This window comes from Pseudoxanthomonas sp. GM95, from assembly GCF_900109775.1.
In the GTDB taxonomy this organism is placed as follows: domain Bacteria; phylum Pseudomonadota; class Gammaproteobacteria; order Xanthomonadales; family Xanthomonadaceae; genus Pseudoxanthomonas_A.
In genome coordinates, this window is sequence record NZ_FOAX01000001.1 from 817,494 (window position 1) to 841,451 (window position 23,958).

The following is a 23,958-nucleotide window of genomic DNA, read 5'->3' on the forward strand; positions in this document are numbered from 1 at the left end:
TCGACGTGACCTCGGGCCATCAGCGGCGATGGAGCTTGCTTGGTGATGCCCCATCGCCACTGAAGTGGCTCCCACAAAAGTCTTCATCGAGATCATTGAGTCCTTTCGGAATCCATCCATGAACTTCGTTTCCACCCGCAATGCTTCCCCCGCCGCATCGTTGAGCGCGGCCATCGCCGCCGGCCTTGCTCCCGACGGCGGCTTGTACGTGCCGCAGACCATGCCGGCCGCGCGCGCGCTGGTCGCCGGCGACACCATCGCCCAGACCGCGACCACGCTGCTACAGCCGTTCTTCGCCGGCGACGGCCTGGAAGGCGAACTCGCCGCGATCTGCGAAGCCGCGTTCGATTTCCCCGCGCCGCTGCTGCCGCTGGCCACGCCAGGCGATCACGTGCTGGAGCTGTTCCACGGCCCGACCGCGGCGTTCAAGGATTTCGGCGCGCGCTTCCTGGCGCAGTGCCTGACGCGACTGCGCGGCGCCGACGCCAAGCCGCTGACGATCCTGGTCGCCACCTCCGGCGACACCGGCGCGGCCGTGGCTGCGGCGTTCCACCAGCAGCCGAACCTGCGCGTGATCGTGCTGTATCCAGACGGTCGCGTGTCGCCGCGCCAGGCGCACCAGCTGGGTTGCTTCGGCGACAACATCACCGCGTTGCGCGTGGCCGGCTCGTTCGACGATTGCCAGGCGCTGGTCAAGCGCGCGCTCAATGACGAGACGCTGCAGGCGCGTGCGCCGCTGAGTTCGGCCAACAGCATCAGCTTAGGGAGGCTGTTGCCGCAGATGAGCTATTACGCCCACGCCGCGCTGCGCCACCAGGCGCAGACCGGCAACGCGCTGAACTTCGTCATCCCCACCGGCAACCTGGGTAACGCGATGGCCGCGATCCTGGCGCGTGCGCTGGGCGTGCCGGTCGGCCGCATCGTGCTGGCGACCAATGCCAACCGCGTGCTGCCCGATTACTTCGATGGTGGTGAGTACGCGCCGCAGGCGAGCGTGGCCACGATTGCCAATGCGATGGACGTGGGCGCGCCGAGCAATTTCGAGCGCCTGCGCTGGCTGTACCAGGGCGACGACACGGCGCTGCGTGCGGCGTTCACCTCGGCCAGCGTGGATGACGATGCGATCCGCCTGCTGATCGCGCGCCGGTATCGCCACTTCGGCGAGGTGTTCTGTCCGCACACCGCCACCGCGCTCAAGGTGCTGGAAGACCTGCGCAACGCCGGCGAGCAAGGCGACTGGGCGGTGGCGGCCACCGCGCATCCGGCCAAGTTCGAAAGCGTGGTCGAGCCGCTGGTTGGCGCGGTGGCCGTGCCGCCGGCGCTGAACGACCTGCTGCAGCGCCCGGCCCACGCCGAGCCGATCGCGCCGGAATACGACGCCCTGGTTGCGCACGTGGTGGCCGGCGCCTGAGCCGGCCGTGAAAGCGCCCGCGGCGGCCTGAACGGACCGCTGCGGGCGCTGATTTATCATCCGCGCCCTGGCGTGGACTCCACGCGTTGCCTGTGTCGTGACCGTGTCCCTGAATCCGTTCTCGCGTGCTGCCCGCCGGCCCTGGCTGCTGATCGCACTGCTGGTCTTCTCCCTGGGCCAGGCGCTGGCGCAGACGCCGGCCACGCCCGAGCCCGGCTCAGATGCGGCGATCGACCAGATCGACGATGCCCTTTCGAAACTGCAGAAGCAGGCCGAGGACGCGCAGCAGCCCGAGCCACTACGCGCGCTGGGCGACAGGATCGTCGAGACACAACGGCAGGCCGATGCGCAGACGGTTGCGCTGCAGCCGCAGCTGGACGAGATCAACGAGCGCCTCACCCAGCTGGGCGAGGTCGCGCCGGGGACCCGTGAAGCCAGCGACATCGCCGCCGAGCGCAAGCAGCTGCAGGCCACGCATGACCGCCTCGATGGCGCGATCAAGCGCGCCAAGCTCCTGTCGGTCGAGGCCCAGCAGCTTGGCACGGCGGTGGAAAAGACCCGCGCGCGGCTGCAGGCGGAGGAATTATTTTCCCGGGTCGAGTCGCCGCTGTCGGTGACGCTGTGGCAGCAGATGGGCGAGGCCTTGCCTGACGACCTGCAGCGCCTGCGCGGGGTCGGCCAGGACCTGCGCGACGGCGTGCGCGCCGGCGTGGCCGAGCATGGCCGTACCGCGCCGCTGGTGAGCGCGGTCATCGCGTTTCTGATCCTGTTGCCGGGCGCACTGGCGCTGCGCTGGTTTGGCCAACGGTATGTGATCCAGCGGGCGCCGGGCAGCCGACTGCGCCGTTCGGCACTGGCCGTCTGGATCCTCTCCGTGGGCACGATCATGCCGACGCTGGCCGCCTGGGTGCTGATCCAGTCGCTGCGCGGGATCGATGCGATTCCTGCCGGCCTGGATGGACTGGCCAGCGCCGTGGTGCGGGTGACGTTCTTCTCGGCCTTTGTCGGCGCGGTAAGTGCTGCGCTGCTGTTGCCGCGCCAGCCGTCGTGGCGCTTGCTGCCGTTCGACGACGCCACGGCGGTCAAGCTTGGACGCTACGCGTGGCTGACCTCGGTCGCGGTGTGGTTGAGCGGGCTGCTGGTGGAGATCAACAAGGCTGCCCGGACCGCGGCTGTCACGACCACGGCCGTGGACGGGGTGATCGCGCTGGTGTTCGTGGCGCTGGTGATCGCGATGCTGGTCAGCTTGCTGCGCATTCATCGGGGGTCCGTCGAAGGAAAGACCGTTGACGATCCCGAAGCCGGGTCGGCCGTGCCCGCAGCGGCACCTGCCGAGGCGCCGCGCCGCTCGGGCATCGTGGTGCTGATTTCGCTGCTGTCCCAACTGGTGGTCGCCGCGGCGTTGATCGGCGCGTTGCTGGGTTACGTCAACTTCGCGCGTGCGGCGATCGGGCAGATCATCTGGGCGGTCGTGGTCTGCGGGGCGGGCGGGGTGTTGATGATGTTCGCCGACGACATCTCGCACTGGCTGTTCAAGACCGACAGTCGCTTCGGCAAGGCCGCCAATATCGCCATCGGGTTGCGGCCCAGCCACATGGAGCAGGCGGCGGTGTTGCTGTCGGCCGTGCTGCGGCTGTGGCTGGCGATGGTGGTGATCGGGGCGTTGCTGGTGCCTTATGGCGCCAACTTCACCAGCCTTACCGATTGGCTGGACCAGGCGCGCCAGGGTTGGGAGATCGGCGGTTTCCCGCTGGAGCCGCTACGGATCTTCAAGGCTATCGTGGTGGTTGTGCTGGGCATGGCGCTGGTCAAGGCGTCGCAGCGCTGGCTGGTGCGCACCTACCTGCCGCGCACCGAACTGGACATCAGCACGCGCTCGTCCGTCGCCGCGGTGATGCGCTATCTGGGCATCCTGGTGGTCGGGCTGTGGGTCCTGGTGACGCTGGGCCTGGACCTGACCAAGCTGGCGATCGTGGCCAGCGCGCTGTCGGTCGGCATCGGCTTTGGTTTGCAGGCGATCACCCAGAACTTCATCTCCGGGCTGATCCTGATGGCCGAGCGCCCGGTGAAGATCGGCGACTGGGTGCGGATCGGTGATGCCGAAGGCGACGTGCGGCGGATCAACGTGCGCTCGACCGAGATCCAGGTGGCCGACAAGTCGACCCTGATCGTGCCGAACTCGGAACTGATCACCAAGACCATCCGCAACATGACCATGGCCAGCCCGCTGGGCCGGCTGCAGATGCAGTTTTCGGTGCCGCTGGGCACCGACGTGGCACGCGTGCGCGAACTGCTGCTGGGCCTGTATGCCGCGCACGAGAGCGTGCTCGCCGAGCCAGCGCCGTCGGTGTTCATCGACTCGATCAGCAACGGCATGGTCGCGATCAACAGCTTCGCCTACGTGCAGAGCCCGCGTGCGTCCTATGGCACGCGCAGCGACCTGTTCTTCCGCCTGCTCAAGGCATTGGCCGATGAGCACATCGCGCTGGCCACGCCGCAGGACGTGCGCCTCATCAGCGCCACCGCCGGTGTGCCGCGCGGCGATGCCAACCCCGTTGAATCACCTTCGAAAGACGATCCGGCCTGAGCCGGATCGTCGGCTGAAGCGCGTCAGTTGTTGAGCAGGCTCAGCCCCAGGATCGTCCCCAGCACGGCACCCAGCACCACGTAGCTGCCGTTGCTTTCACGCGTGCCGTAGCGGTAGCGGCTGTAGTAGCCGTCCTCATAGCCGCGGCGGAAGCCTTCGCGGAAGTAGTGGTTGTACGTGCCCTGGCTGACGTAATAGCCGTAGTAGCCGTAGTTGGCGTCCTGGTAGGCGTAAGGCGTGTCGTAGCTGAAGCCCCAGCCATCCTGGCGGTCGGCCCGGCCGGCTTCGAAGCCCTCGCTGTAGCCGTAGTTCACCGCCTGGCGCAGCAGGTCGGCGCCGTAGCGGTTGGTCTCGTACGACACGCCGCCCCAGCCATAGCGATAGCTTGCCGGCGTGTAGTAGTAGGGATCGCGGTTGTAGTCGTAGCCGCGTGCCTGCCAGCGCGCCTGCTGTGCGTAGAGGCGACGGTAATAGTCCTGCTGGTAGCGGTACTGGGCGTAGCGGCGCTGGCGCTCCAGGTCGCGGGTGCGCTGCTCGGCCAGGCGGCGGCGTTCGTCCTGATTGCGGCGGTACTGCTCGGCGCGCTGGCGCTCGTCGCGGATGCGACGTTCCTGTTGCTCGCGGCTCAGGCGCTGCAGCTCGTCGTTGCGGCGACCATCGCGGTCATCGCCACGGTCTCCGCGATCGCGCGGCGGAATCGCCGGGCCGCCGCGACGATCCGGCGGCAGCGGCTGGCGATCGTCGCGGCCCGTGCGGTCGCCGCGGTCGGCGATCGGCGGACGGCCACCGTCGCGCGGCACCGGATCGCCCATGCCGAGCGGCAGCGGGCCTTCGTTGCGTCCGCGGTCGCGGCGGTCTTGGTCCTGTCGCTGGTTGGCCTGGCGCTGCTGGTCCAGGCGCTGGCGCAGCGCGTCGTTCTCGTTGCGCACCTGCAGGTCGCGCACGCGTTGATCGGTGCCATCGCGCTGCTGCTGGCGACGCTGCTGATCGGCGAACCGCTGCTGACGCTGTGACTGCTCACGGTTGGCGTCGCGCTGTTGTTGCTCCTGTTGCTCTTGTTGCTGCTGGTCGCGGCGCTGCTGAAGGAGCTGGTTGCGCTGGTCGGCCTGGCGTCGCCGATCCTGGTCGGCCAGTTGCTGGCGCTGGGCCTGCTGTTGTTCGTTGCGCTCGCGCAGTTGACGCATCTGGTCGCCACGTTGCTGGTCGCGCTGCTCGGCCTGCTGGCGCATCTGGTCCGCGCGCTGCTGCGCCTGGGCGCGTTGTTCGTTCTGGCGCTCCTGTTGCTGCTGGCGCTGGTCCTGCTGGGCACGCATCGCCTCGGCACGCTGCTGGTTGCGCTGCTCGGCCTGCTGCTGGGCCTGGGCCCGCTGTTCGTTCTGGCGCTCTTGCTGCTGTTGCCGCTGTTCCTGATGCTGGGCGCGGTTGTCATCCTGCTTCTGGCGCGCCTGTTCGGCCGCGGCGCGCATCATCGCGCCACGTCCTTCCGGTTTGTCCTGGGCTTGCAGCGGCGCGACGCTGGTCAACAGCAGCACGCCGGCAAGGGTGGTGGTGAGCGCACGCGGCGCCAGTGAGCGGAGCGGGGACATCGTCGTCGTCCTGGTCGACTGTCGACCCAGTGGGAATGTGTCCATTTATTGCATTTCAGGATGAATGCCACATGAGAGGAAATGGCCTGGAAGCCCATGATTTCAGGCGTTTCGGCTGGGAAACGATTACATCGCACAAGGCCAGCTAAACAGGCATGCGGCCCGCCGATCAGCGTGGCGTTGTAGGCTGCGCGCGCACGCCCAGGAGCCCGCCATGCACGCCGCCATCCAGTCCCTGCCCGAGGCCCAGCGCGCCGCACTGGAGGCGGCCTATGCCACGCCGCCGCGCCCCTACCACAACTTCCAGCACGTGCTGGAAGTGCTGCGGCATGTCGACACCGTGGCCGAAGGCCCCGGTTGGCAGCAGCCGCGCGAAGTGCAGCTGGCCGCGCTCTACCACGATGCGATCTACGTGGCCGGGCGCAGCGACAACGAAGCGCAGTCCGCGCAGCTGGCGCGCGAACAGATCGCCCGCTGGCAGCCGGACGCCGCCATCGATGTGGCCCGTGTGATGCAGCTGATCGATCTCACCGCGCGTCACGGCGGCCTGTCGCCGGAGCAGGTCGATGCCGAGGCGGCCCTGTTCCTGGACTGCGACATGGCGATCCTTGCGGCGCCGCCGGAAGTATTCGACGCCTACGACCGCGGTATCGCGCAGGAATACCGCGCCGTCGTGCCCGGCTGGATCTTCCGCCGCAAGCGTCGGCAGTTCCTGCGCGGTCTGCTCGCGCGCGAACGGATCTACCTGAGCGATTTCTTCCACGAACGCCTGGACCTGGCCGCGCGCGAAAACCTGCGTCGCGTCACGCGCAATCGCTGGTGGCCGTTCTAGGCGAGGGCGGCGATCACGCGCCGCGCGATCAGGATGCGCGCCGGCCTTGTTCTTCGGCCAGGCGCTGGCGCAAGGCCTCGGGCGTACTTGGTCGGCCGAACAGCCAGCCCTGCGCGCGCTCGGCGCCGGCTGCGCGGAACCAGTCGGCCTGGGCCTGGGTTTCCACGCCTTCGACCACCACCGACAGGTGCAGGGCGCGGGCCATGTCCAGGATTTGCGGCACCACCGAGGAGGTCACCGACTCGGTGTCCACGCGCGCGGTGAACGAGCGGTCCACCTTGATCGCATAGACCGGCAGTTCGTTGAGGTAAGCCAGGCTGGAATAGCCGGTGCCGAAGTCGTCCACGTACACGCGATGGCCGGCCAGCGAGAAGCGCTGGGTGCCGGCGATGGCGACCTCGCGCGCGGCGGTGGAATGCTCGGTCAGCTCGATGCCGATGCGCAGCGGCGCGATGCCGTGCTGGCGCAGCAGCGCGTCCATCTCGGCCAGAAAGCGGCTGTCGTCCAGGTCCTTGGCGGAGATGTTGAGGTTGATGGAAAAATCACCTTCGCCGGCCAGCAGGTCGCCGAAGTCCTCGACGATCTGGCGCAGCACCAGCGCGGTGATCTGGGTGACCCAGCCGCGCTGTTCGGCGACGGGGATGAAGCGCACCGGCGAGACCAGGCTGCCGTCGCGGTCGCGCCAGCGCACCAGCGCTTCGGCGCCGACGGTGCGGCCATCGGCCAGGTCGACGATAGGCTGGTAATCCACGTGCAGCGCGCCGGTTTCGATCGCCGTGCGCAGCCGCGCGACGAAGGTCTGGCGCTGGCTGCGCGCCAGCAGGATCGCCAGCGACAGGCTGCAGCCGGCAATCGCGCCCAGCGCGGCGCACAGTGCGAGCAGCGGCCACTGCACTTTCCACAGCGCGCTGAGGGTTTCGCTGGTGGCCACGCAGACGCGGGTGCTGGCGCTGCATCGGGGCACGATCAGGCTGCCGTCCTGATGGAAAGGCTGGCCTGCGAGGACGCGCGTCGCATCGGCCTGCAGCGGGTCGCCGTAGATGCGTAGCAGGCGGCGGCCGTCGCTGGCGGCGACCATGTAACGCATGCCACCGGCGGCGTCGCTGGGGAAGGCCTCGCGATCCAGCACCACGTTTGTCTGGGCCGTACTGACCAGCGGCGCCTGCACGGATTTGGCCAGCAGCAGCGGCGTGGACGCGATCACCCCGACGCCATCGCTGGTCACCATGTCCGGTGCGGGCACCGGCGGCGGTTGGGCGATGCGCCATAGCGCCGCGCTGCACTGCAGCCGGCCGTCGCGCAGCCGGCCGATGTCCTTGATATAGCGGGTGCGGAAGACCAGCTCACGCATCCGGTCCAGTTCGTCGTCGGTGCAGAACGTGGCGGGTGAGGCATCGAAGGTGGTCAGGACTTCTTTCGACTCCTGCTCCAGTACTTCGCTGGCACCGAGCAGGCGCGCGGTATCGGCGGAGAGCTGCTGCTTGGCCACGCCCAGCACGATCGACCAGCCGATCAGGCCGCCGAGGATCAAGCCGATGCAGCTGGCCAGGGCGACCAGCAGGCAGGCCAGCAGGCGTTGGCTCTGCCGGCGGCGACGGTGTCCGTCAGCGGTCAACCTCGGGGTGTTCGGCATCGTTGTCCTGCATCCTTGTGCACGTCGTACTGCGTGTCCCGCCCTGGCCGCACTATAGCGAGCTGAAGTGGGCATTTCGCGCCGTATTGACCGTCATCGCGCAAGCATCGGCGCCGTCAACGCACAGGAGGCCGCCATGGCCAGTTCGTCCGCATCGCCCCCGTGGAAGAAGAAAAATCCGGTCAAGCCGGCCGCGCGCGTGACCCTGACCGACGCGCAGAAGGCGCAGGCCAAGGCCCGCGCCGAAGCAGCCGGGCGTCGTTATCCCAACCTGGTCGACAACATGTACGTGGCGCGCCAGGCCAAGGACGGTGGCCAGTGAGCTGGCTGGGCCTGGTGATGGTGGTGGTGTTCGGCTACCTGGCCTTCAAGGTGGCTGCGGTGCTGCTGAAGGGCGTGTTCTGGGTGCTGGTGATCGTCGGCATTTACTGGTTTGCCTCGTCGTTGCTGGGGTTGCCCTGGTTTTTCTGAACGCTGTCATCCAGGTTAAGCCGGCGCCTCACCCGGCTTGAACATCGGCATCTCCAAGATGCGCCCACGTCCGCTCCCGCCGGGGTTGGAGTCCAGCTCCTGACCGGCCCGTGCGGACGACCAATTCGGCCTTGAAACAGCTGGTTTACAGGCCTTGCAGCCAGGCCGTCGCGCCCTTCGCGGCGCGGCGGCCGCTCGCAAAACACGCGGTCAGCAGATAGCCGCCGGTCGGGGCCTCCCAGTCCAGCATCTCGCCAGCGCAGAACGTGCCTGGCAGGCCCGCAAGCATCAACACAGCGTCCAGCGCTTCAAGCCGTACGCCGCCAGCGCTGCTGATGGTTTCGGCCACCGGGCGTGCGCGTTGCAGGGTCAGCGGCAGGCGATGGATGGCTGCGGCCAGCTGCGCAGGATCGTTGCGCGCTGCGGCATCGGTGACTTCGAACACCAGCGCAGCCTTGGGCCCTTCGATGCCGGCGGCGCGACGCAGGTGGTCGCCGATCGAACGCCCCTTGCGTGGGCGTGACAGCTCGGTCATCAGCCGGTCCAGATCGCGGCCGGGTGCCAGGTCCAGTTCCAGCCGTGCACTGCCGTCGCGTTCGATGGCCTCGCGCAGGTCCGGCGCGATCGCGTAGATCACGCTGCCTTCGATCCCGGTTTCAGTCAGCACGCATTCGCCCTGTTGCGCATGGGCATTGCCTTGCGCATCGCGCCAATGCGCAACAACGGGCTTGAGCGGCGCGCCAGCGTGCTTGGCCATGTGCGCGCTGAAGGCGATATCGAAGCCGCAGTTGGCTGGCTTCAATGGAGCGACCTCTACGCCGCGCGCGGCCAGCCACGGTTGCCACGCGCCATCGGAGCCCAGCTGCGGCCAGCTCGCGCCGCCCAGGGCCAGCACGGTCGCGTCAGGCTCGATGTGCAGCGCGCCATCGGGGGTGTCGAAGCGCAGCGCGCCATCGTCGGCCCAGCCGGTCCAGCGATGCTGCACGTGAAAGCGCACGCCTTGTTCCTTCAGCCGACGCACCCAGCCGCGCAGCAGCGGCGCGGCCTTCAGGTCGGTGGGGAACACGCGCCCGGAGCTGCCGACGAAGGTCTCCACGCCCAGGCCCGCGGCCCACGCGCGCAGCGCCTCTGCATCGAAATCGTCCAGCCATGCACCGACCTCGCCCGCACGTTCGCGGTAGCGCGCGTCGAAGCCGGGGCGCGTCTCGGAGTGGGTGAGGTTCATGCCGCCCTTGCCGGCGATCAGGAACTTGCGCCCGACCGAGCCTTTGGCTTCATACAGATCGACGGAAAGGCCGGCGGCGCGGGCGGTTTCGGCGGCCATCAGGCCGGCCGGGCCACCGCCGATGATGGCCAGGGTACGGGCGTGGAGAGGTGCTGCGGACATCGCGCCATTATGGCATCGGGCCTGCACGCCGCTGCCGCGCATGACCGATGGCAGACCCGGGCACGCGGCCGCGCCGGTATCGTGCGAGCCTGTCCTTCTTCCATTGAAACAGGGGAATCCGATGCGTGTGATGCCGACCCTTGCCGGCGCGTTGTTGACGGCCGGTCTGCTGGCGCCCGTGCCCGCGGTGCTGGCGCAGGACGCCGCGCCGATGCCGGCGCAGCTGCAGGACTTCGACGCCTATGTCGACAAGACCCGCGAGACCTTCGACGTGCCCGGCATCGCGGTGGCCATCGTCAAGGACGGGCGGGTGGTGCTGGAGCGCGGCTACGGCCTGCGCGAGCTGGGCAAGCCGGAAAAGGTCGATGCCAAGACCCTGTTCGCCATCGCGTCGAACACCAAGGCGTTCACCTCGGCTTCGATCGCGATGCTGGCCGACGAGGGCAAGCTGAGCCTGGACGATCGCGTCATCGACCACCTGCCGTGGTTCCGCATGTCCGATCCGACCGTCACCCATGAGATGCGTATCCGCGACCTGCTGGCGCATCGCAGCGGCCTGTCGCTGGGCGCGGGCGACCTGCTGTACTGGCCGACCACGACCTACACCAACAAGGAAGTGGCCGAGCGCCTAAAGGATGTGCCGCTCAAGGGCGGATTCCGCTACCAGTACGCCTACGACAACATCCTGTTCGGCGTGGCCCAGCTGGTGATCGAACAGGCCGCAGGGATGCCGTACAAGCAGTTCCTGCAGCAGCGCTTCTTCAAGCCGCTGGGCATGGACGACACCGTCTACAACAGCGATGACCTCAAGCCCGGCGATGACGTGGCGATGGGACACGCCAAGGCCGACTTCAAGGATCTGCAGCCCGCGCCGCGCATGACCTGGTCGAATGTCGGCGGCGCTGGCGGCATCTATTCCAGCGTGCACGACCTGTCCAAGTGGGTGGCCGCCCAGCTCAATGGCGGGGTGATCTCGGGCGAGGGCGATGACGCCAAGCGGCTCTTCAGCGCCAAGCGCCAGGCCGACATGTGGACCATGCTCACGCCGATCCCGGTCAACGAACCGTCGTTGCCGGAACTGGCCGCGACCAAGCCCAACTACTTCGGCTACGGCGAAGGCTGGATGCTGTCCGACTACCGCGGCCGCAAGCTGGTGTGGCACACCGGCGGCTGGCCGGGCATGGTCTCGCGCATCACCCTGGTACCGCAGGAGAAGCTCGGCATCATCGTGCTGACCAACCAGGAAGTGGGCGCTGCGTTCAATGCGGTCACAATGCGCGCGCTGGACGCCTATCTGGAAGCCCCCAAGACTGACTGGAATGCCGCCTATGCCAAGGCCGTGGCCAAGTCGCAGGGCGATGCGGACGAAGGCTGGAAGAAGCACCAGGCCGCGCGCGATGCCAAGTCCAAGCCTTCGCTGCCGCTGGCGCGTTACGCGCAGACCTATCGTGATGCGTGGTACGGCGACATCGTGATTGCGCAGGAAGCCGGCAAGCTGGTGATCCGCTTCTCCAAGACCCCGCAGCTGGTCGGCGACCTGACCCCGTGGCAGCACGATACCTTCGTGGTGCGCTGGCGCGAGCGCTGGCTCAACGCCGATGCGTTCCTGACGTTTGATCTGGATGCCGACGGCAAGATCACCGGCGCCGATATCAAGCCGATCTCGCCGCTGACCGACTTCAGCTTCGACTTCCAGGATCTGGTGTTGAAGCCGGTGAAAGAAGACTGAAAACCCATGTGGGAGCCACTTCAGTGGCGATGGAGCTTTGCCGAGAAAGCCACATCGCTGCTGAAGCAGCTCCCACACACAGTCGCTTACTGCGGCTTGACGTCCAGCAACTCGACGTCGAACACCAGCGACGCGCCCGGCGGGATCACGCCGCCGGCGCCGGCATCGCCGTAGCCCATGTCGGCCGGGATCAGCAGGGTGCGCTTGCCGCCGACTTTCATGCCTTCCACACCCTGGTCCCAGCCCTTGATGACCGTGCCGCCACCGAGCGGGAAGGTGAAGGGTTCGCCGCGATCGACCGAGCTGTCGAACTTCTCGCCGTGCTTGTCCGGCTTGGTGTCGTCATAGATCCAGCCGGTGTAGTGCACCGTCACGTTGCTGCCGGCGGTGGCGACCGCGCCGGTGCCCGGGGCGGTGTCGTTGCGCTGCAGCGTGGCGACGCTGCCGTGCAGTTCGACCGGCGGCTTGGCGGGGGTGCAGGCGGCCAGCGCAAGCGCCAACGCAAGGGGAGTCCACAGGCGCATCGCGCGCTCCTTCGTTCGGGTTGAAAGCGCGACACCCTAGCAGGGATGGCACGCGTCCAGGCCGGTATCCTGTGCACATGGCCAAGCTCCTGCTCAATCTGCGCAATGTCCCCGACGACGAGGCCGACGAGGTCCGTACGTGGCTGGCGCGCGAGAAGATCGCGTTCTACGAAACCACGCCCAGCAGCTGGGGCATTTCCCACGGCGGCATCTGGCTGGAAGACGACGCGCAGCTGCCGCGCGCCAAGGCGCTGATGGCCGATTACCAGGCTGCGCGCAGTGCCGCCGCGCGCGCTTCAGCCGAGCAGGCGCGTCAGGACGGCCAGGCGGAAACCTTCGCCAGCCAGCTGCGCGCGCGGCCGCTGTATGTGGGCGGCGTGCTGGTGGTGATCGTGGTGATCGTCGTGGTGACCCTGGCGCTGCCGTGGTGGTTGCTGCACTAGGCCGGGATCTCACGCGAGTTCAGTGCGGTGGCGATCCCGGGAACAGCTCGGCCAGCGCATCGAGCATCGTGCGCCAGCCGTTGCGCGTGCGCTCCAGGTAGGCCGCCCACTGCGGATCGATCACATGGGTCAGGGCGAGGTGACACCCCGCGCCATCGTCGGCAAAGGCCAGGCTGACCTCGCTCAGCGCATCCTCGCCGTGGCCTTGCACGCCCCAGCTGAAAGCCAGCAAGGTCGGGCGGTCGAGGCTGCGGTACTGGCCGATGTGGTGGATGACGGTGCCGCCGCGATCCACCCGCAGCGAGAACCGCCCGCCCACGCGCGGATCCAGGTCCAGCCCCAGCACGCGCTCGCCGGCGACGTGGCCGAACATCCACATGCCCAGCGTGCGCGGCGTCAGCCAGGCGTCGAACACGCGCTCGGGCGTGGCGGCGAAATGGCGGGTGAGGGTGATCTGCAGCGGCGCGGAGGTGTCGGACATGGGGCGGACGTGCCGGGAGCCAGGGAAAGCGGTGACGCGCAGGCTGCCCCGATGTCGACACGCGCGCAACCGGCACAGGCCCGGCGCCCGGCCGCCGGCAGGGCAAACGGCTAAAATGCGCGGCATGGTCCTGAATATCGCCGCCTACCACTTCGTCGCCATCGACGATCCCCGCGCCCTGGCCGATGCGCTGTACGCGCGCGCCGAAGCCGCGGCGCTGCTGGGCACCATCCTGGTGGCGCCGGAAGGGCTGAACCTGTTCCTCGCTGGCGAGCCGGCCGCTTTGAACGCCTTCCTGGCGACGGTGAAGGACGATCCGCGCTTCGCCACGTTGCTGGTCAAGGAAAGCCACAGCGACACCGTGCCCTTTGCCCGGCTCAAGGCCAAGATGAAGCCGGAAATCATCACCTTCCGCCACGACGGCACCGCGCCGGTCGGCCGCGAACGCGCGCCCGCGGTGACACCGGCCGAGCTGGCGCGCTGGCTGGACCAGGGCCACGACGATGCCGGCAAGCCGGTCGTGCTGCTGGATACCCGCAACGAGGAAGAATTCGGCCACGGCAGCTTCGCCGGCGCGCTGACCTTGCCGATCACCGACTTCACCGAGCTGCCCGACGCGCTGGCGCCACATCGCCCCGCGCTGGCCGACGCCACGGTGGTGAGCTTCTGCACCGGCGGCGTGCGCTGCGAAAAGGCCGCGCTATGGATGCACGACACCGGCATGACCAACGTGCTGCAGCTCGAAGGCGGCATCCTGGGCTACTTCGAACAGGTCGGCGGCCGTCACTACGACGGTGCCTGCTTCGTCTTCGACCAGCGCGTGGCGCTCAAGCCTGATCTGTCGCCGATCGCACCCGAGGCCTGAGCCTTAGCTGGCGCGCAGGATCCGGTCGCGGCCGTCGCGCTTGGCCTGCAGCAGGGCCTGGTCAGCGCGGCGCATGGCGTCTTCGAGGTGTTCGGTGGTGCGGACCTGGCTCAGGCCGGCGCTGAAGGTGATCGGTCGCTGGAACGAGATCGCGCGGACCGCATCGCACAGGTCCTGCACGATCCGCAGCGCAGGCTGCTCTAGCAGGCCAGGCATCAGCAGCACGAATTCCTCGCCGCCAAGCCGGCCGACGATGTCCTGGCGCCGGGTGTGGCGCCGCATCACGTCGGCCACCAGGGAAAGCGCGCGGTCGCCGGCGGCGTGGCCCAGTTCGTCGTTGATGCGCTTGAAGTAATCCAGGTCCAGATACGCCACGGCCATCGGCTTGCGGGTGTCGCGGGTCAGCGTAAACAGCTCGCGCGCATTGCGGAACCAGCCTTCGCGATTGAGCAGGCCGGTCAGCATGTCCACGTCGGCGCGCATCTCCAGCTGGTGGCGTAGTTCGAACAGCTCCAGCGCGATCTCCAGCCGCTGGCGGCGCATGAACAGGCCGGCGATCACGCCCAGCGTCACCGCGCCGAGCGAAGTGCCCCAGATCCCCATCGGCACCTGGTGCCAGGCCATCAGGCCGACCAGCGGCACGATCAGCACTGCGGCCATCAGGAAGGTGTCGCGGATGCGGATGGTCAGCGGCAGCACCTGCAGCGCCACCAGCATCAGCACCACGTGGACCAGGCTCATGCGCGCCGGTTCGATCTGCACGGTGAAGACCGTGCCGACGCTGATCGCGGCGATGCCCAGGATTGCCAGCAGCGTGGCGACGTTCTCGCCCAGCAGGCGGCGTTGGATCGCCAGGCCCAGCGCGACCATCAGGGCCGACAGGGCCAGGCGCAGCGGCAGGCTCTTGGACGCCAGCGGCAGCTCCTGCACGAGCTCGCGCAGGCCGCCGATCAGGAACAGCATCGGCATCGACAGGAACAGCACCACGACATAGCGACGCGACTGCTCACGCTGCTGGGCAATCAGCTCCTGCCGCTGCTCCGGCGCCAGGTCATCGACCCGGCCATTCAACCAACGCATCCTTGTCGCCCCTGATTCGACCCGCCCACGATAGCCAAAAATCTCGACGACGCGTTGCCACGGAAGACATCGCTATGATCGGCCAGCCGTTTTTTCGTCCGGAGCCCGACATGATCACCGTCCACCACCTCAACAATTCCCGCTCGCAGCGGGTGCTGTGGCTGCTGGAGGAGCTGGGCCTGGATTACACCGTGCTGCGCTACCAGCGCGATCCGCGCACCATGCTCGCGCCGCCGGAACTGAAGAAGATCCATCCGCTGGGCAAGTCGCCGGTGGTGGAGGACGACGGCCGCCTGCTCGCCGAGTCCGGCGCGATCATCGAGTACTTGGTGGACACCTACGATGCCGCGCGCAGCCTGGCGCCCACGCCCGGCACCGACGTCCACCTGCGCTATCGCTACTGGCTGCATTACGCCGAAGGCTCGCTGATGCCGCCGCTGCTGATCACGCTGGTGTTCAACCGGATCCGCAGCGCGCCGATGCCATTCTTCGCCAAGCCCATTGCCCGCGGCATCGCCGACAAGGCGCTGGCAGGATTTGCGCGGCCGCAGGTCAAGCTGCACCTGGATTACCTGGAGGCCGAGCTGGGCCGCAGCCAGTGGTTCGCCGGGCAGGATTTCACGGCCGCCGACATCCAGATGAGTTTCCCGCTGGAGGCGGCGCAGGCGCGCTACGGATTCGAGGGGTATCCGCTGCTGGCGCGGTTCATCGAACGCATCCACGCGCGGCCGGCCTACCAGCGGGCGCTGGCGCAGGGCGGCCCGTACGACCTGATGAGCTGAATACAGCGTCGCACCGGCAGGGGTGGAAGCGCGGCCCCGATGGCCGCATGTTCAAGCCATGAGCACATCGAACTCCCGCATTCCCTATTCCGTGCTGGACCTGGCGCCCGTCTGCGAAGGCAGCACGCCGGCCCAGGCCTTCGCCAACGCGCTGGACCTGGCCCGCAACGCGGAAAGCTTCGGCTACAACCGCTTCTGGCTGGCCGAACACCACAACATGCCGGGCATCGCCAGCGCCGCCACGGCGGTGCTGATCGGCCACGTGGCCGGTGGCACCTCGACCATCCGGGTCGGGTCGGGCGGGGTGATGCTGCCCAACCACGCACCGCTGCAGGTGGCCGAACAGTTCGGCACGCTGGCTTCGCTGTATCCGGGCCGCATCGACCTGGGGCTGGGCCGTGCGCCCGGCACCGACCAACCCACCGCCCGCGCGCTGCGCCGCTATTTCGACAGTGCCGACCAGTTCCCGGCCGATGTGACCGAGCTGCTGCGCTACTTCGCCCCGGCCGAACCGGGCCAGCTGGTCCAGGCCGTGCCCGGCGCCGGCATCGACGTGCCGGTGTGGCTGCTGGGCTCCAGCCTGTTCAGCGCGACCCTGGCCGCGCAGCTGGGCTTGCCGTTCGCCTTCGCCTCGCATTTCGCGCCCGATGCGATGGACCAGGCGCTGGCGGTCTATCACCGCGATTTCCGCGCCTCGCGCCACCTGCAGAACCCCTACGCGATCCTGGCCCTGAATGTGATCGCTGCCGACACGGACGAAGAAGCCAAGCGCCTGTTCACCACCGCCCAGCAGAGCTTCGTCAACCTGCGCCGCGGCCGGCCCGGGCTGATCCCGGCGCCGATCGACGACATCGAGGCCTTCTGGCAGCCACACGAGAAGATCGGCGTGCAGAACGCGCTAGCCTGCAGCGTGGTCGGTTCGCCGGAGACGGTGCGCGCGGGGATCGATGCGTTCATCGACCGCCATCGCCCGGACGAGATCATGATCGCGGCCAACATCTACGACCATGCCGCGCGGGTGAAGTCCTACCGGATCGCCGCCGAGGCCATGGCCGGCGCGCGCGCTGCCTGAACCGGGCGCGGGACCGGCAGCGGCGAAGCGGTTAACCTAACGCCTCACGCAGTCGGTTCCGGTTTTCCCCATGTCGATCACCTCCAAGTCGCGCCGCGACGCGCGCAAACGCCGCGAAGAACGCGCCCGCAACCAGGCCGAAGCCAACGCCGTCGCGCCATCGCCGATCGAGCCCCATGCCGAGCTGCGCGATGCGCAGAAGCAGCTGCTGGCCGGCATCGTGCGCCGCGACGGCCAGTGGGTGCTGGGCCTGGACGGGCGCATCGCGGGTGAGTCGGACAGCGCCGCCCGCGTGCTGGCGCTGATCCTGCGTGCCGCCGAACTGCACGATCGCGCCGGCACCAACGTGAAGCTGGTTTATTCGGACGACCTCAAGCACGCCGCCCAAGCCGAGGCGGCCGAACAGGGCCTGACCTTCGACCAGTTCCGCGCGCAGCTGGTCGATTCGCTGGCCGGCACCGCCGAACCGCATTGACGTGATGGGTGATGCCGACGCGTCCGTCCGCGTGGACGTGCGGCCGCTGCGTCGCGAGGACGCCGCGGCACTGATCGTCGCGCACCAGGCCAGCGTCGCGCTGCATCGTCCGTGGGTCTCGCCGTGCCTGGACCCGGCCGGCTTCGAAGCATGGTTCGCCCGCACCCATGCGGCGGACTATGTCAGCCTGATCGCCTTCGAACGCGGTAGCGGGCAGGTGGCCGGCGTGTTCAACGCCAGCCAGATCAGCCGCGGCAACTTTCTCAATGCCTGCTTGGGCTACTACGCCTGCCAGCCATGCGCCGGCCACGGCCTGATGCGCGCCGCGCTGCCGCAGGTGCTGGCGCACCTGTTCGGCGTGGTCGGCTTGCATCGCATCGAAGCCAACATCCAGCCGGACAACGCGCCCTCGATCGCCTTGGCGCGCGGCGCAGGTTTCCGCTTGGAAGGCTATTCACCGCGCTACCTGAAGATCAACGGCCAGTGGCGTGACCACGAACGCTGGGCGCTGTTGGCCGATGAAGTGGGCTTTAGCGCGACGCCGTGACGTCTTTCGCGGCGGGCACGGTCCAGCCGCAGGATTTGCCTTCGTTCTGCTGCTTCAACCAGGTTTGCAGTGGCTGGAAGTATTCGAGCATCGGGGCGGCGTCCATCTTGTCGCTGCCGGTGAGGGTCTTGAGCGTTTGTTGCCACGGCTGGCTGCTGCCTTCGCCCAGCATCGCCCAGAATTTTTGGCCGGCGACCTTGTTGCCGTAGAAGCTGCACTGGTTGAGCGGACCGGTGTAGCCGGAGGCATCGCACAGCGCCTTGTAGAACTGGAACTGCAGGATGTGCGCCATGAAGTAGCGCGTGTACGGCGTGTTGGCCGGCACGTGGTACTTCGCGCCGGCGTCGAAGTATTCCTCGCCGCGCGGCGAGGCAGGGGCCACGCCCTGGTACTGCGCCTTCAGCTGCCACCACGCCTGGTTGTAGTGGTCGGGCTTGATCGAGCCGTCGAACACGCCCCAGCGCCAGCGGTCGATCATCAGGCCGAACGGCAGGAACGCGACCTTGGCCAACGCCATGCGCATCTGCGCGTTGACCACCGCTTCTTCGCTCTCGGCCTGCGCCTTCACCAGGCCGATCGAGGCCAGGTACTTGGGCGTCATCGCGAGCACGATGGTGTCGCCGATGGCTTCGTGGAAACCGTCGTTGGCGCCGCCCTGGAACACCGGCGGCTGAGCGTTGTAGGCCAGGTCGTAATAGAGATGGCCCAGCTCGTGGTAGATCGTGATGAAGTTTTCCTCGTCGGGCTTGATGCACATCTTGGTGCGCACGTCGCCGGCCATGTCCAGGTCCCAGGCGCTGGCGTGGCAGACCACGTCGCGGTCGCGTGGCTTGATGAACTGCGCCTTCTGCCAATAGCTCTTGGGCAGCGGCGGCATGCCCAGCGAGGTGTAGAAATCCTGCGCGCGCGCGGCCATCGCCTTGGCGCTGGCGAGGTCCGCGGCATGGCGCAGGTCGGCGACGCGGGCGATGGCTTCGTCGTAGGCGCGGCGATTCATGCGGGCGCGTTCGTCATCATCCGGCGCGTGGCCCAGCGCCTGCAACTGGGCGGCGTAGTTGGCATCGCGCGCGCCTTCGAACGGATCGTCCACGTCCAGGCTGGCGTCCTTGAGCGTCTTTTCGAACTGGGCGTCGTCCTGCGCCTGCAGCGCGGCGGTGATGTCCAGGCCGCCGGCCTGCGGATACGGCTTCAGCAGATCCCACAGGTTGCTCCAGTCCTGCTGCCACATGTTGCCCAGCAGGTGCGCCGGCAGCAGGCCGCCATCGACCTGGCCGCGCATGCCGTAGCGCGCTTCCAGCTTGGTGCGCGTGTAGCAGTGCAGTTGTTCGTAGAGCGGTTTGACCTGGCCCCAGAGACGATCGGTCTCGGCGGCGATTTCGCCCGGCGCCATGTCGTAGCCACTGCGCCACAGCTCGCCGGCATCGGCAAAGCCCATGTCGTGCGCGCCTTCGTTCACCAGCGTGGCGAAGCGCGTATAGCCGGCGCGCATCGGCGGGGCGATGGAATGCCAGCCCTGCCAGGCGTCGAGCTGCGCGTCGTAATCGCGGCTGTGGGCGAGCACGTCTTCCAGCGCGCCCAGCTGGCGGCAGGTGCGGGCCTCGCCTTCGCCCGTGCAGTAGCTGCCGGCGCCGTACATGCCTTCGAGCTGGGTGGCGATGCGGGTCAGCTCGGCGAGCTTCTTCGGGTCCTGCGGCGCCGGCATCGCGGTCATCAGCTTGAGCAGGTGGATCGCGCGTGCCGTTTCAGGCGCCATCTGCTTGCCTTCGAACCGCCGCGACTGGGTGATCCAGGCGTTGAGCTGGGTCAGTGCGCGCTCGTTGGCCTTGGCGGCGATGCGCTGGCTGTCGTCGTTGATGTAGGTCGAGGACAGCCACTGCGCGGCATTGACCTCGGGCGACTGCTCGCGCAGTTCGTCGTTGACGCGCTTGACGAAGGCGTCCGCCGTCTCGTCCTTCGGTGCCTGGGCGATGCCGTCCTTGGGCGCCTCGTCATCGCTGCCGCAACCGGAAAGCGCCGCAAGCGACAGGCCCGCGGCAATGGCGAACACAAGATGACGTGGCTTCACGAACGCTTCCCTGGCTGGTGTGCAGCCCGCAGGCTAGAGGTGCAGCCTGCGCCCCGCAAGGGTTGCGGCGTGGATCAGCTCGAAGCGGGCAGGGCGGCGCGGATGCGCTCGCGCAGGCGCTGGGCGCGGCGCCGGATCTTGCGCCGTGCCAGTACGTTGAACCAGCGCGACAGCGGCACCAGTTCCTTGCCCGACACCACCGACTTGGCATCCACGCAGACCAGGCGCACGCCATCGCCATGGGGCAGCACCAGCAGGTTGCCGGCGTTGAGGTCGAACAGCGGAATGCGGTGGCGCAGCAGCCACTGTTCGAACTCGGTGACCGCTGCGCACAGCATCGGTGCCGGGTACTGCGGCTGGTCGAACAGCAGGGCGTACAGGCTGGGCGCGGCCGCGCCGTCGGCCAGGGTCACGCGCTCGCAGCACAGCGCCTGCCCGTAGATCGTGCGGAAGATGCCCAGCACCGTGGCCAGGTGATCCTTGAGGTCTTCGGCCGGCAGGCGCGCGGACAGCTGCAGCCAGGCGCGCAGCTCGGCGTGGTTTTCATCACGCGCAGGCTTGCGCGTGGCCCGCCAGCGCTGCATCCGCTGGCGCAGGCCCACGCGCGTGCGCTGGCTGGCTGGCAGCATGAATTTCAGGCACTGGCGCGTATCGCGACGATCGACCACGCAGACGCGATTGGCACCACGGCCGATCACAGTCATGTGGTTCCAGTCTTCGCCAGGCCGTGGTCCGGGAATGGTGGTCATGCGCGTCCCCTCACGCGGATGTCAGTGTCGAAGCCGCGGCGCGTCAGTGCGGCAGGCCGCGCTGGGCCAGCCAGTCGCGCGCGTCCTGCGCATCGTGCGTCATCCAGGCCTCGGTCGTCCCCATACGGAACGAATAGCCCCAGGCATCCATGTCGGCCATCAGCCGCGCGCGGCCCACGCCGGGCAGCTCATCGGACAACACGACCTGCAGGTAGCAGGTGGCGTCTTCCTCGATGTCCGAGTCGGTCGCGTCGGTGTGCACCAGGGCGCGTGCCTCGGGCGTGAGCACGATCAGGTGGCAGGCTTCGTGCAGCATCGAATGCACCGGCGTATCGCTGCGCACGTAGACGTTGTGCGCAATCACGCCGGCCTCCGGATCGCCCCAGAAGCTGCCGGGGATCGGCACGCCATCGGGCACCGTGTGCAGCACCAGGTCGAAGCGCGCCAGCAGCGCGGCCATCACGCCGAAGTCCAGGTCGCGCACGCGCAGCACCGTCTGCTCGGCGGCGTCGCTGCCGGGGACCGGCGGCGGGATGGGAGTGGCGAAGGACAGGGCGGTCTGCGTAGACATGGCGATGCGCGATGCGAAAGACGGTCAGGCGCGGGCGTGGGGCCCGCGCCGGTGGATCAGGCCTTGCCGTCGGGCAGGGCCACGGAGATATCCAGCACGTCGTGGTCGCCTTCCTTGAGCAGGTCCACCTTCACCGCATCGGCGTCGATGTTGACGTACTTCTTGATCACTTCCAGCAGCTCGCGCTGCAGCAGCGGCAGGTAATCGGGCGCACCGCGCTGGTTGCGCTCCTGCGCGATGATGATCTGCAGGCGGTTCTTGGCGGTCTCGGCGGTGTTCTTCTTCGCCTTGAGGAAATCGAACATACCCATGCTCAACCTCCGAATAGCTTGCTGAAGAAGCCTTTCTTTTCGATCGAAGTGAAGCGCATCGGACGGTCTTCGCCCAACAGGCGCGCCACGGCGTCGTCATAGGCCTGGCCGGCCGGCGATTCCAGATCCAGGATCACCGGTTCGCCCTTGTTCGACGCGTTGAGCACGTCGCCGGACTCGGGAATGATGCCGAGCGTCTTCAGGCCCAGCACTTCCTCGACGTCCTTGATCGACAGCATCTCGCCGGTTTCCACGCGACCGGGGTTGTAGCGGGTCAGCAGCAGGTTGGGGACCAGCGTCTTGCCTTCCTCGGCGCGGCGGGTCTTGGAGTCGAGCAGGCCCAGGATGCGGTCGGAGTCGCGCACCGAGGACACTTCCGGATTGACCACCACGATCGCCTTGTCGGCGTAGTACATGGCCAGGAAGGCGCCCTTCTCAATGCCGGCCGGCGAGTCGCAGACGATGAAGTCGAAGCCATCGGCGTCCAGGTCCTTGAGGACCTTTTCAACGCCTTCCTTGGTCAGCGCGTCCTTGTCGCGGGTCTGCGAGGCGGCCAGCACGAACAGCGTGTCGAAGCGCTTGTCCTTGATCAGCGCCTGCTTGAGCGTGGCTTCGCCCTGGGTGACGTTGATGAAGTCGTACACCACGCGGCGCTCGCAGCCCATGATCAGGTCGAGGTTGCGCAGGCCGACGTCGAAGTCGATGACGGCGACCTTCTTGCCGCGACGTGCCAGGCCGCAGGCGATGCTGGCGCTGGTGGTGGTCTTGCCTACGCCGCCCTTGCCGGACGTGACGACGATGATCTCAGCCAATGGTGTTCTCCAAAAAAGGGATGCGTTGGGTTGCGGTCTTGCGGTGCGATGCCGGGGGAGTCATCGCGGTGTGCCGTGCGCTCAATCCTGCGCGGCGATGTTCAGTTGTCCATCTTCCAGCCAGACCTGGACGGCCTTGCCGTGCAGCGCACGGGGGACATCGTCCAAGACCTTGTAATGCCCCGCGATGGCGACCAGCTCGGCGTGGAAGGCGCTGCAGAAGATACGCGCGTCCTCGTTGCCCTGGGCACCGGCCAATGCGCGTCCGCGCAACGGGCCGTAGATGTGGATGGAGCCATCGGAAATCACTTCCGCGCCGGCGCCGACCGAGGTCAGCACGGTGAGGTCGCGCTGTTCGGCGTAGATCTGCTGGCCCGAGCGCACGGTGGCCTTGAGCACCATGCCCGGCTGCGAGGGCGCAGCCTTGGGCTTGGCCGGCTCGGGCGCGGCAACCGGGGCGGGCGGCGGCGGGGCCGGTGCAGGCGCCGATTCGCTGCGCTCGTACTGGGCGCGGAACTTGGCCAGCAACGGCAGGCCGAGCTGCTCGGACAAGGCTTCGATCTCGGAGGTGCCGTAGGCCAGCGCCACCGGCAACACGCCGGCATCGCGCAGGCCATCAACCAGGGCGCGGGCGGTGTCCACATCTGGCGTGCGGATCAGACCGCCGAAATCGATGATCACCGCGGCGCGGCCGAACAGCTTGGGCGCGCGCTCGACGCGCTCGCGCATCTCGCGCACCAGGGCGTCGACGTCCAAGGTGCGCACGCGCAGGTTGGCCACGCCCACCTGGCCGATCTTGAGTTCGCCTGCCTGCTCGTAGCTGGGGGTCGGGGAAGGGGTGCTCATGTTCCGGTCGGCCTCTGGATGCCGGCCGGAGTGTACGGGCGCGTGCGCGTCCAGGGGGCCTCGGGCAGCTTGCCGCCGTAGGTTTCCAGCACCCACGGGTAGCTGCAGAGTTCCTTCATCAGCATGCTGGCGCGGACCTGCACGTCGGGCATGACGTGCTGGCCGATCTCGCGGAAGCCGAAGCTGCCATGGAACAGCAGCGCCGGGTCGGCGCCGTGGTCCAGGAACACTTCGCAGGCCAGCTGCGGGTAACGCAACTCGGCGTAACTCTGCACATCGGCGTAGAACGCGCGGCCCACGCCACCGCCGCGGCGGCGGCTGGCCACCACGATGCGGTCGATATAGAAGAACTGCGGGTAACGCTCCTGGAACCAGGCGTAGTTGCTGCTGTCGTGGCCCACGCCGGAGCCGAAGCCGACCAGGAAGCCGGCCAGGTTGCCGTCGCGCTCGGCGACACGGAAATACTCGGCACGTTCAAAAAAGTCGTGCACGCGGGCGCTGTCCAGCGGCAGGATCGCCAGGCCGGCGTTGTTGTTCAGGGCCAGGACGGAATCCAGCTCGTGCTCGCGCACATCGCGGATGACGATCGACATCGGGGGCTGCTCCATAAAACCGCGCCCCAACAACGCCGGGGCCTGCCCGATTATCGCATGGGCCGCCCCGCCTGCGGGTGCCGCGCGGCCCAAGGCAGGCCGTGCA

Annotated in this window: 26 protein-coding genes; 13 read left to right on the plus strand and 13 right to left on the minus strand. The window is 68.1% G+C overall.

The window, feature by feature from the left end; genetic code table 11:
* The first annotated feature begins 118 nt into the window (after positions 1-118).
* Together thrC and BMZ17_RS03885 are read left to right on the plus strand one after the other, a co-directional pair.
* Positions 119-1,411: a threonine synthase gene (thrC, locus tag BMZ17_RS03880; RefSeq protein ID WP_093136141.1), complete on the plus strand. Its 1,293-nt coding sequence runs from the start codon at positions 119-121 to the stop codon at positions 1,409-1,411.
* A gap of 97 nt (positions 1,412-1,508) precedes the next feature.
* Positions 1,509-3,998, plus strand: coding sequence for a DUF3772 domain-containing protein (locus tag BMZ17_RS03885; RefSeq protein ID WP_254775173.1), 2,490 nt, complete (start codon positions 1,509-1,511; stop codon positions 3,996-3,998).
* A 23-nt stretch (positions 3,999-4,021) separates the two neighbouring features.
* Here the strand turns inward: BMZ17_RS03885 and BMZ17_RS03890 are convergent, their stop codons facing one another.
* Positions 4,022-5,182: a hypothetical protein gene (locus BMZ17_RS03890; RefSeq protein WP_139202785.1), complete on the minus strand. Its 1,161-nt coding sequence runs from the start codon at positions 5,180-5,182 to the stop codon at positions 4,022-4,024.
* Between BMZ17_RS03890 and BMZ17_RS03895 the strand changes: the two genes are divergently transcribed.
* Both BMZ17_RS03895 and BMZ17_RS03900 read left to right on the plus strand, forming a co-directional pair.
* Entirely contained in the window at positions 5,132-5,569 is a 438-nt protein-coding gene (locus BMZ17_RS03895; RefSeq protein WP_139202786.1) for a hypothetical protein, read from the plus strand. The two genes, BMZ17_RS03890 and BMZ17_RS03895, sit on opposite strands and share 51 nt — an antisense overlap.
* Before the next feature lie 229 nt (positions 5,570-5,798).
* Positions 5,799-6,416: an HD domain-containing protein gene (locus BMZ17_RS03900; protein WP_093136149.1), complete on the plus strand. Its 618-nt coding sequence runs from the start codon at positions 5,799-5,801 to the stop codon at positions 6,414-6,416.
* Between the two features lie 28 nt (positions 6,417-6,444).
* On the opposite strand, the gene BMZ17_RS03905 is transcribed toward BMZ17_RS03900, so the two are convergent.
* Positions 6,445-8,049, minus strand: coding sequence for an EAL domain-containing protein (locus BMZ17_RS03905; protein ID WP_175485467.1), 1,605 nt, complete (start codon positions 8,047-8,049; stop codon positions 6,445-6,447).
* A gap of 136 nt (positions 8,050-8,185) precedes the next feature.
* Between BMZ17_RS03905 and BMZ17_RS03910 the strand changes: the two genes are divergently transcribed.
* Together BMZ17_RS03910 and BMZ17_RS21115 are read left to right on the plus strand one after the other, a co-directional pair.
* Positions 8,186-8,371, plus strand: coding sequence for a hypothetical protein (locus BMZ17_RS03910; protein ID WP_093138023.1), 186 nt, complete (start codon positions 8,186-8,188; stop codon positions 8,369-8,371).
* Positions 8,368-8,520 carry a hypothetical protein gene (locus BMZ17_RS21115; protein ID WP_175485468.1) on the plus strand — a complete coding sequence of 51 codons (153 nt, stop codon included), beginning with the start codon at positions 8,368-8,370 and terminating at the stop codon, positions 8,518-8,520. Before BMZ17_RS03910 ends, BMZ17_RS21115 begins: the two co-directional genes overlap by 4 nt.
* Before the next feature lie 145 nt (positions 8,521-8,665).
* Here BMZ17_RS21115 and BMZ17_RS03915 read toward each other — a convergent pair whose 3' ends face one another.
* Positions 8,666-9,907 (minus strand): TIGR03862 family flavoprotein, encoded by a 1,242-nt coding sequence (locus BMZ17_RS03915; RefSeq protein WP_093136155.1) that lies wholly within the window; start codon positions 9,905-9,907, stop codon positions 8,666-8,668.
* A 130-nt stretch (positions 9,908-10,037) separates the two neighbouring features.
* On the opposite strand from BMZ17_RS03915, the gene BMZ17_RS03920 reads away from it, so the two are divergent.
* Entirely contained in the window at positions 10,038-11,636 is a 1,599-nt protein-coding gene (locus BMZ17_RS03920; protein WP_254775174.1) for a serine hydrolase, read from the plus strand.
* 86 nt (positions 11,637-11,722) lie between these two features.
* Here the strand turns inward: BMZ17_RS03920 and BMZ17_RS03925 are convergent, their stop codons facing one another.
* Positions 11,723-12,160: an FKBP-type peptidyl-prolyl cis-trans isomerase gene (locus BMZ17_RS03925; protein WP_093136163.1), complete on the minus strand. Its 438-nt coding sequence runs from the start codon at positions 12,158-12,160 to the stop codon at positions 11,723-11,725.
* A 77-nt stretch (positions 12,161-12,237) separates the two neighbouring features.
* Between BMZ17_RS03925 and BMZ17_RS03930 the strand changes: the two genes are divergently transcribed.
* A complete protein-coding gene (locus BMZ17_RS03930; RefSeq protein WP_093136166.1) occupies positions 12,238-12,603 on the plus strand; it encodes a DUF6164 family protein in 366 nt (121 codons plus the stop codon).
* A 19-nt stretch (positions 12,604-12,622) separates the two neighbouring features.
* Here BMZ17_RS03930 and BMZ17_RS03935 read toward each other — a convergent pair whose 3' ends face one another.
* Positions 12,623-13,084: an SRPBCC family protein gene (locus BMZ17_RS03935; RefSeq protein ID WP_175485469.1), complete on the minus strand. Its 462-nt coding sequence runs from the start codon at positions 13,082-13,084 to the stop codon at positions 12,623-12,625.
* Between the two features lie 124 nt (positions 13,085-13,208).
* Here BMZ17_RS03935 and BMZ17_RS03940 point away from each other — a divergent pair, with 124 nt between their 5' ends.
* Entirely contained in the window at positions 13,209-13,949 is a 741-nt protein-coding gene (locus tag BMZ17_RS03940) for a sulfurtransferase (RefSeq protein ID WP_093136172.1), read from the plus strand.
* Between the two features lie 3 nt (positions 13,950-13,952).
* Here BMZ17_RS03940 and BMZ17_RS03945 read toward each other — a convergent pair whose 3' ends face one another.
* Positions 13,953-15,029, minus strand: a complete 1,077-nt coding sequence (locus BMZ17_RS03945; protein ID WP_093136177.1) for a GGDEF domain-containing protein — start codon at positions 15,027-15,029, stop codon at positions 13,953-13,955.
* Between the two features lie 110 nt (positions 15,030-15,139).
* Between BMZ17_RS03945 and BMZ17_RS03950 the strand changes: the two genes are divergently transcribed.
* From BMZ17_RS03950 to BMZ17_RS03965, 4 genes are all read left to right on the plus strand, one after another.
* Positions 15,140-15,811 (plus strand): glutathione S-transferase, encoded by a 672-nt coding sequence (locus BMZ17_RS03950; RefSeq protein WP_093138024.1) that lies wholly within the window; start codon positions 15,140-15,142, stop codon positions 15,809-15,811.
* A 58-nt stretch (positions 15,812-15,869) separates the two neighbouring features.
* Positions 15,870-16,883 carry an LLM class flavin-dependent oxidoreductase gene (locus BMZ17_RS03955; protein ID WP_093136180.1) on the plus strand — a complete coding sequence of 338 codons (1,014 nt, stop codon included), beginning with the start codon at positions 15,870-15,872 and terminating at the stop codon, positions 16,881-16,883.
* 70 nt (positions 16,884-16,953) lie between these two features.
* Positions 16,954-17,358, plus strand: coding sequence for a hypothetical protein (locus BMZ17_RS03960; RefSeq protein WP_093136183.1), 405 nt, complete (start codon positions 16,954-16,956; stop codon positions 17,356-17,358).
* A gap of 4 nt (positions 17,359-17,362) precedes the next feature.
* On the plus strand, positions 17,363-17,905 hold the full coding sequence (locus BMZ17_RS03965) for a GNAT family N-acetyltransferase (protein WP_093136188.1): 543 nt from the start codon (positions 17,363-17,365) through the stop codon (positions 17,903-17,905).
* Here the strand turns inward: BMZ17_RS03965 and BMZ17_RS03970 are convergent.
* The 7 genes from BMZ17_RS03970 to BMZ17_RS04000 form a co-directional block, all read right to left on the minus strand.
* The gene (locus tag BMZ17_RS03970; protein WP_254775229.1) at positions 17,889-19,931 is read right to left on the minus strand and encodes a M2 family metallopeptidase; all 2,043 of its coding nucleotides are present in this window, start codon (positions 19,929-19,931) and stop codon (positions 17,889-17,891) included. The genes BMZ17_RS03965 and BMZ17_RS03970 overlap by 17 nt on opposite strands.
* A 113-nt stretch (positions 19,932-20,044) precedes the next feature.
* Positions 20,045-20,719 carry a YrbL family protein gene (locus tag BMZ17_RS03975; protein ID WP_093136197.1) on the minus strand — a complete coding sequence of 225 codons (675 nt, stop codon included), beginning with the start codon at positions 20,717-20,719 and terminating at the stop codon, positions 20,045-20,047.
* 43 nt (positions 20,720-20,762) lie between these two features.
* The gene (locus tag BMZ17_RS03980; protein ID WP_254775230.1) at positions 20,763-21,179 is read right to left on the minus strand and encodes a hypothetical protein; all 417 of its coding nucleotides are present in this window, start codon (positions 21,177-21,179) and stop codon (positions 20,763-20,765) included.
* A 167-nt stretch (positions 21,180-21,346) separates the two neighbouring features.
* Positions 21,347-21,601, minus strand: a complete 255-nt coding sequence (gene minE / locus BMZ17_RS03985; protein ID WP_093136204.1) for a cell division topological specificity factor MinE — start codon at positions 21,599-21,601, stop codon at positions 21,347-21,349.
* Positions 21,602-21,603: 2 nt separating this feature from the next.
* A complete protein-coding gene (minD, locus tag BMZ17_RS03990) occupies positions 21,604-22,413 on the minus strand; it encodes a septum site-determining protein MinD (RefSeq protein ID WP_093136207.1) in 810 nt (269 codons plus the stop codon).
* Positions 22,414-22,494: 81 nt separating this feature from the next.
* Complete coding sequence (gene minC / locus BMZ17_RS03995) at positions 22,495-23,259, minus strand: septum site-determining protein MinC (protein WP_093136210.1); 765 nt, start codon at positions 23,257-23,259, stop codon at positions 22,495-22,497.
* Positions 23,256-23,852 (minus strand): GNAT family N-acetyltransferase, encoded by a 597-nt coding sequence (locus BMZ17_RS04000; protein WP_093136213.1) that lies wholly within the window; start codon positions 23,850-23,852, stop codon positions 23,256-23,258. The genes minC and BMZ17_RS04000 overlap by 4 nt, the downstream gene beginning before the upstream one ends.
* Between the last annotated feature and the right edge of the window lie 106 nt (positions 23,853-23,958).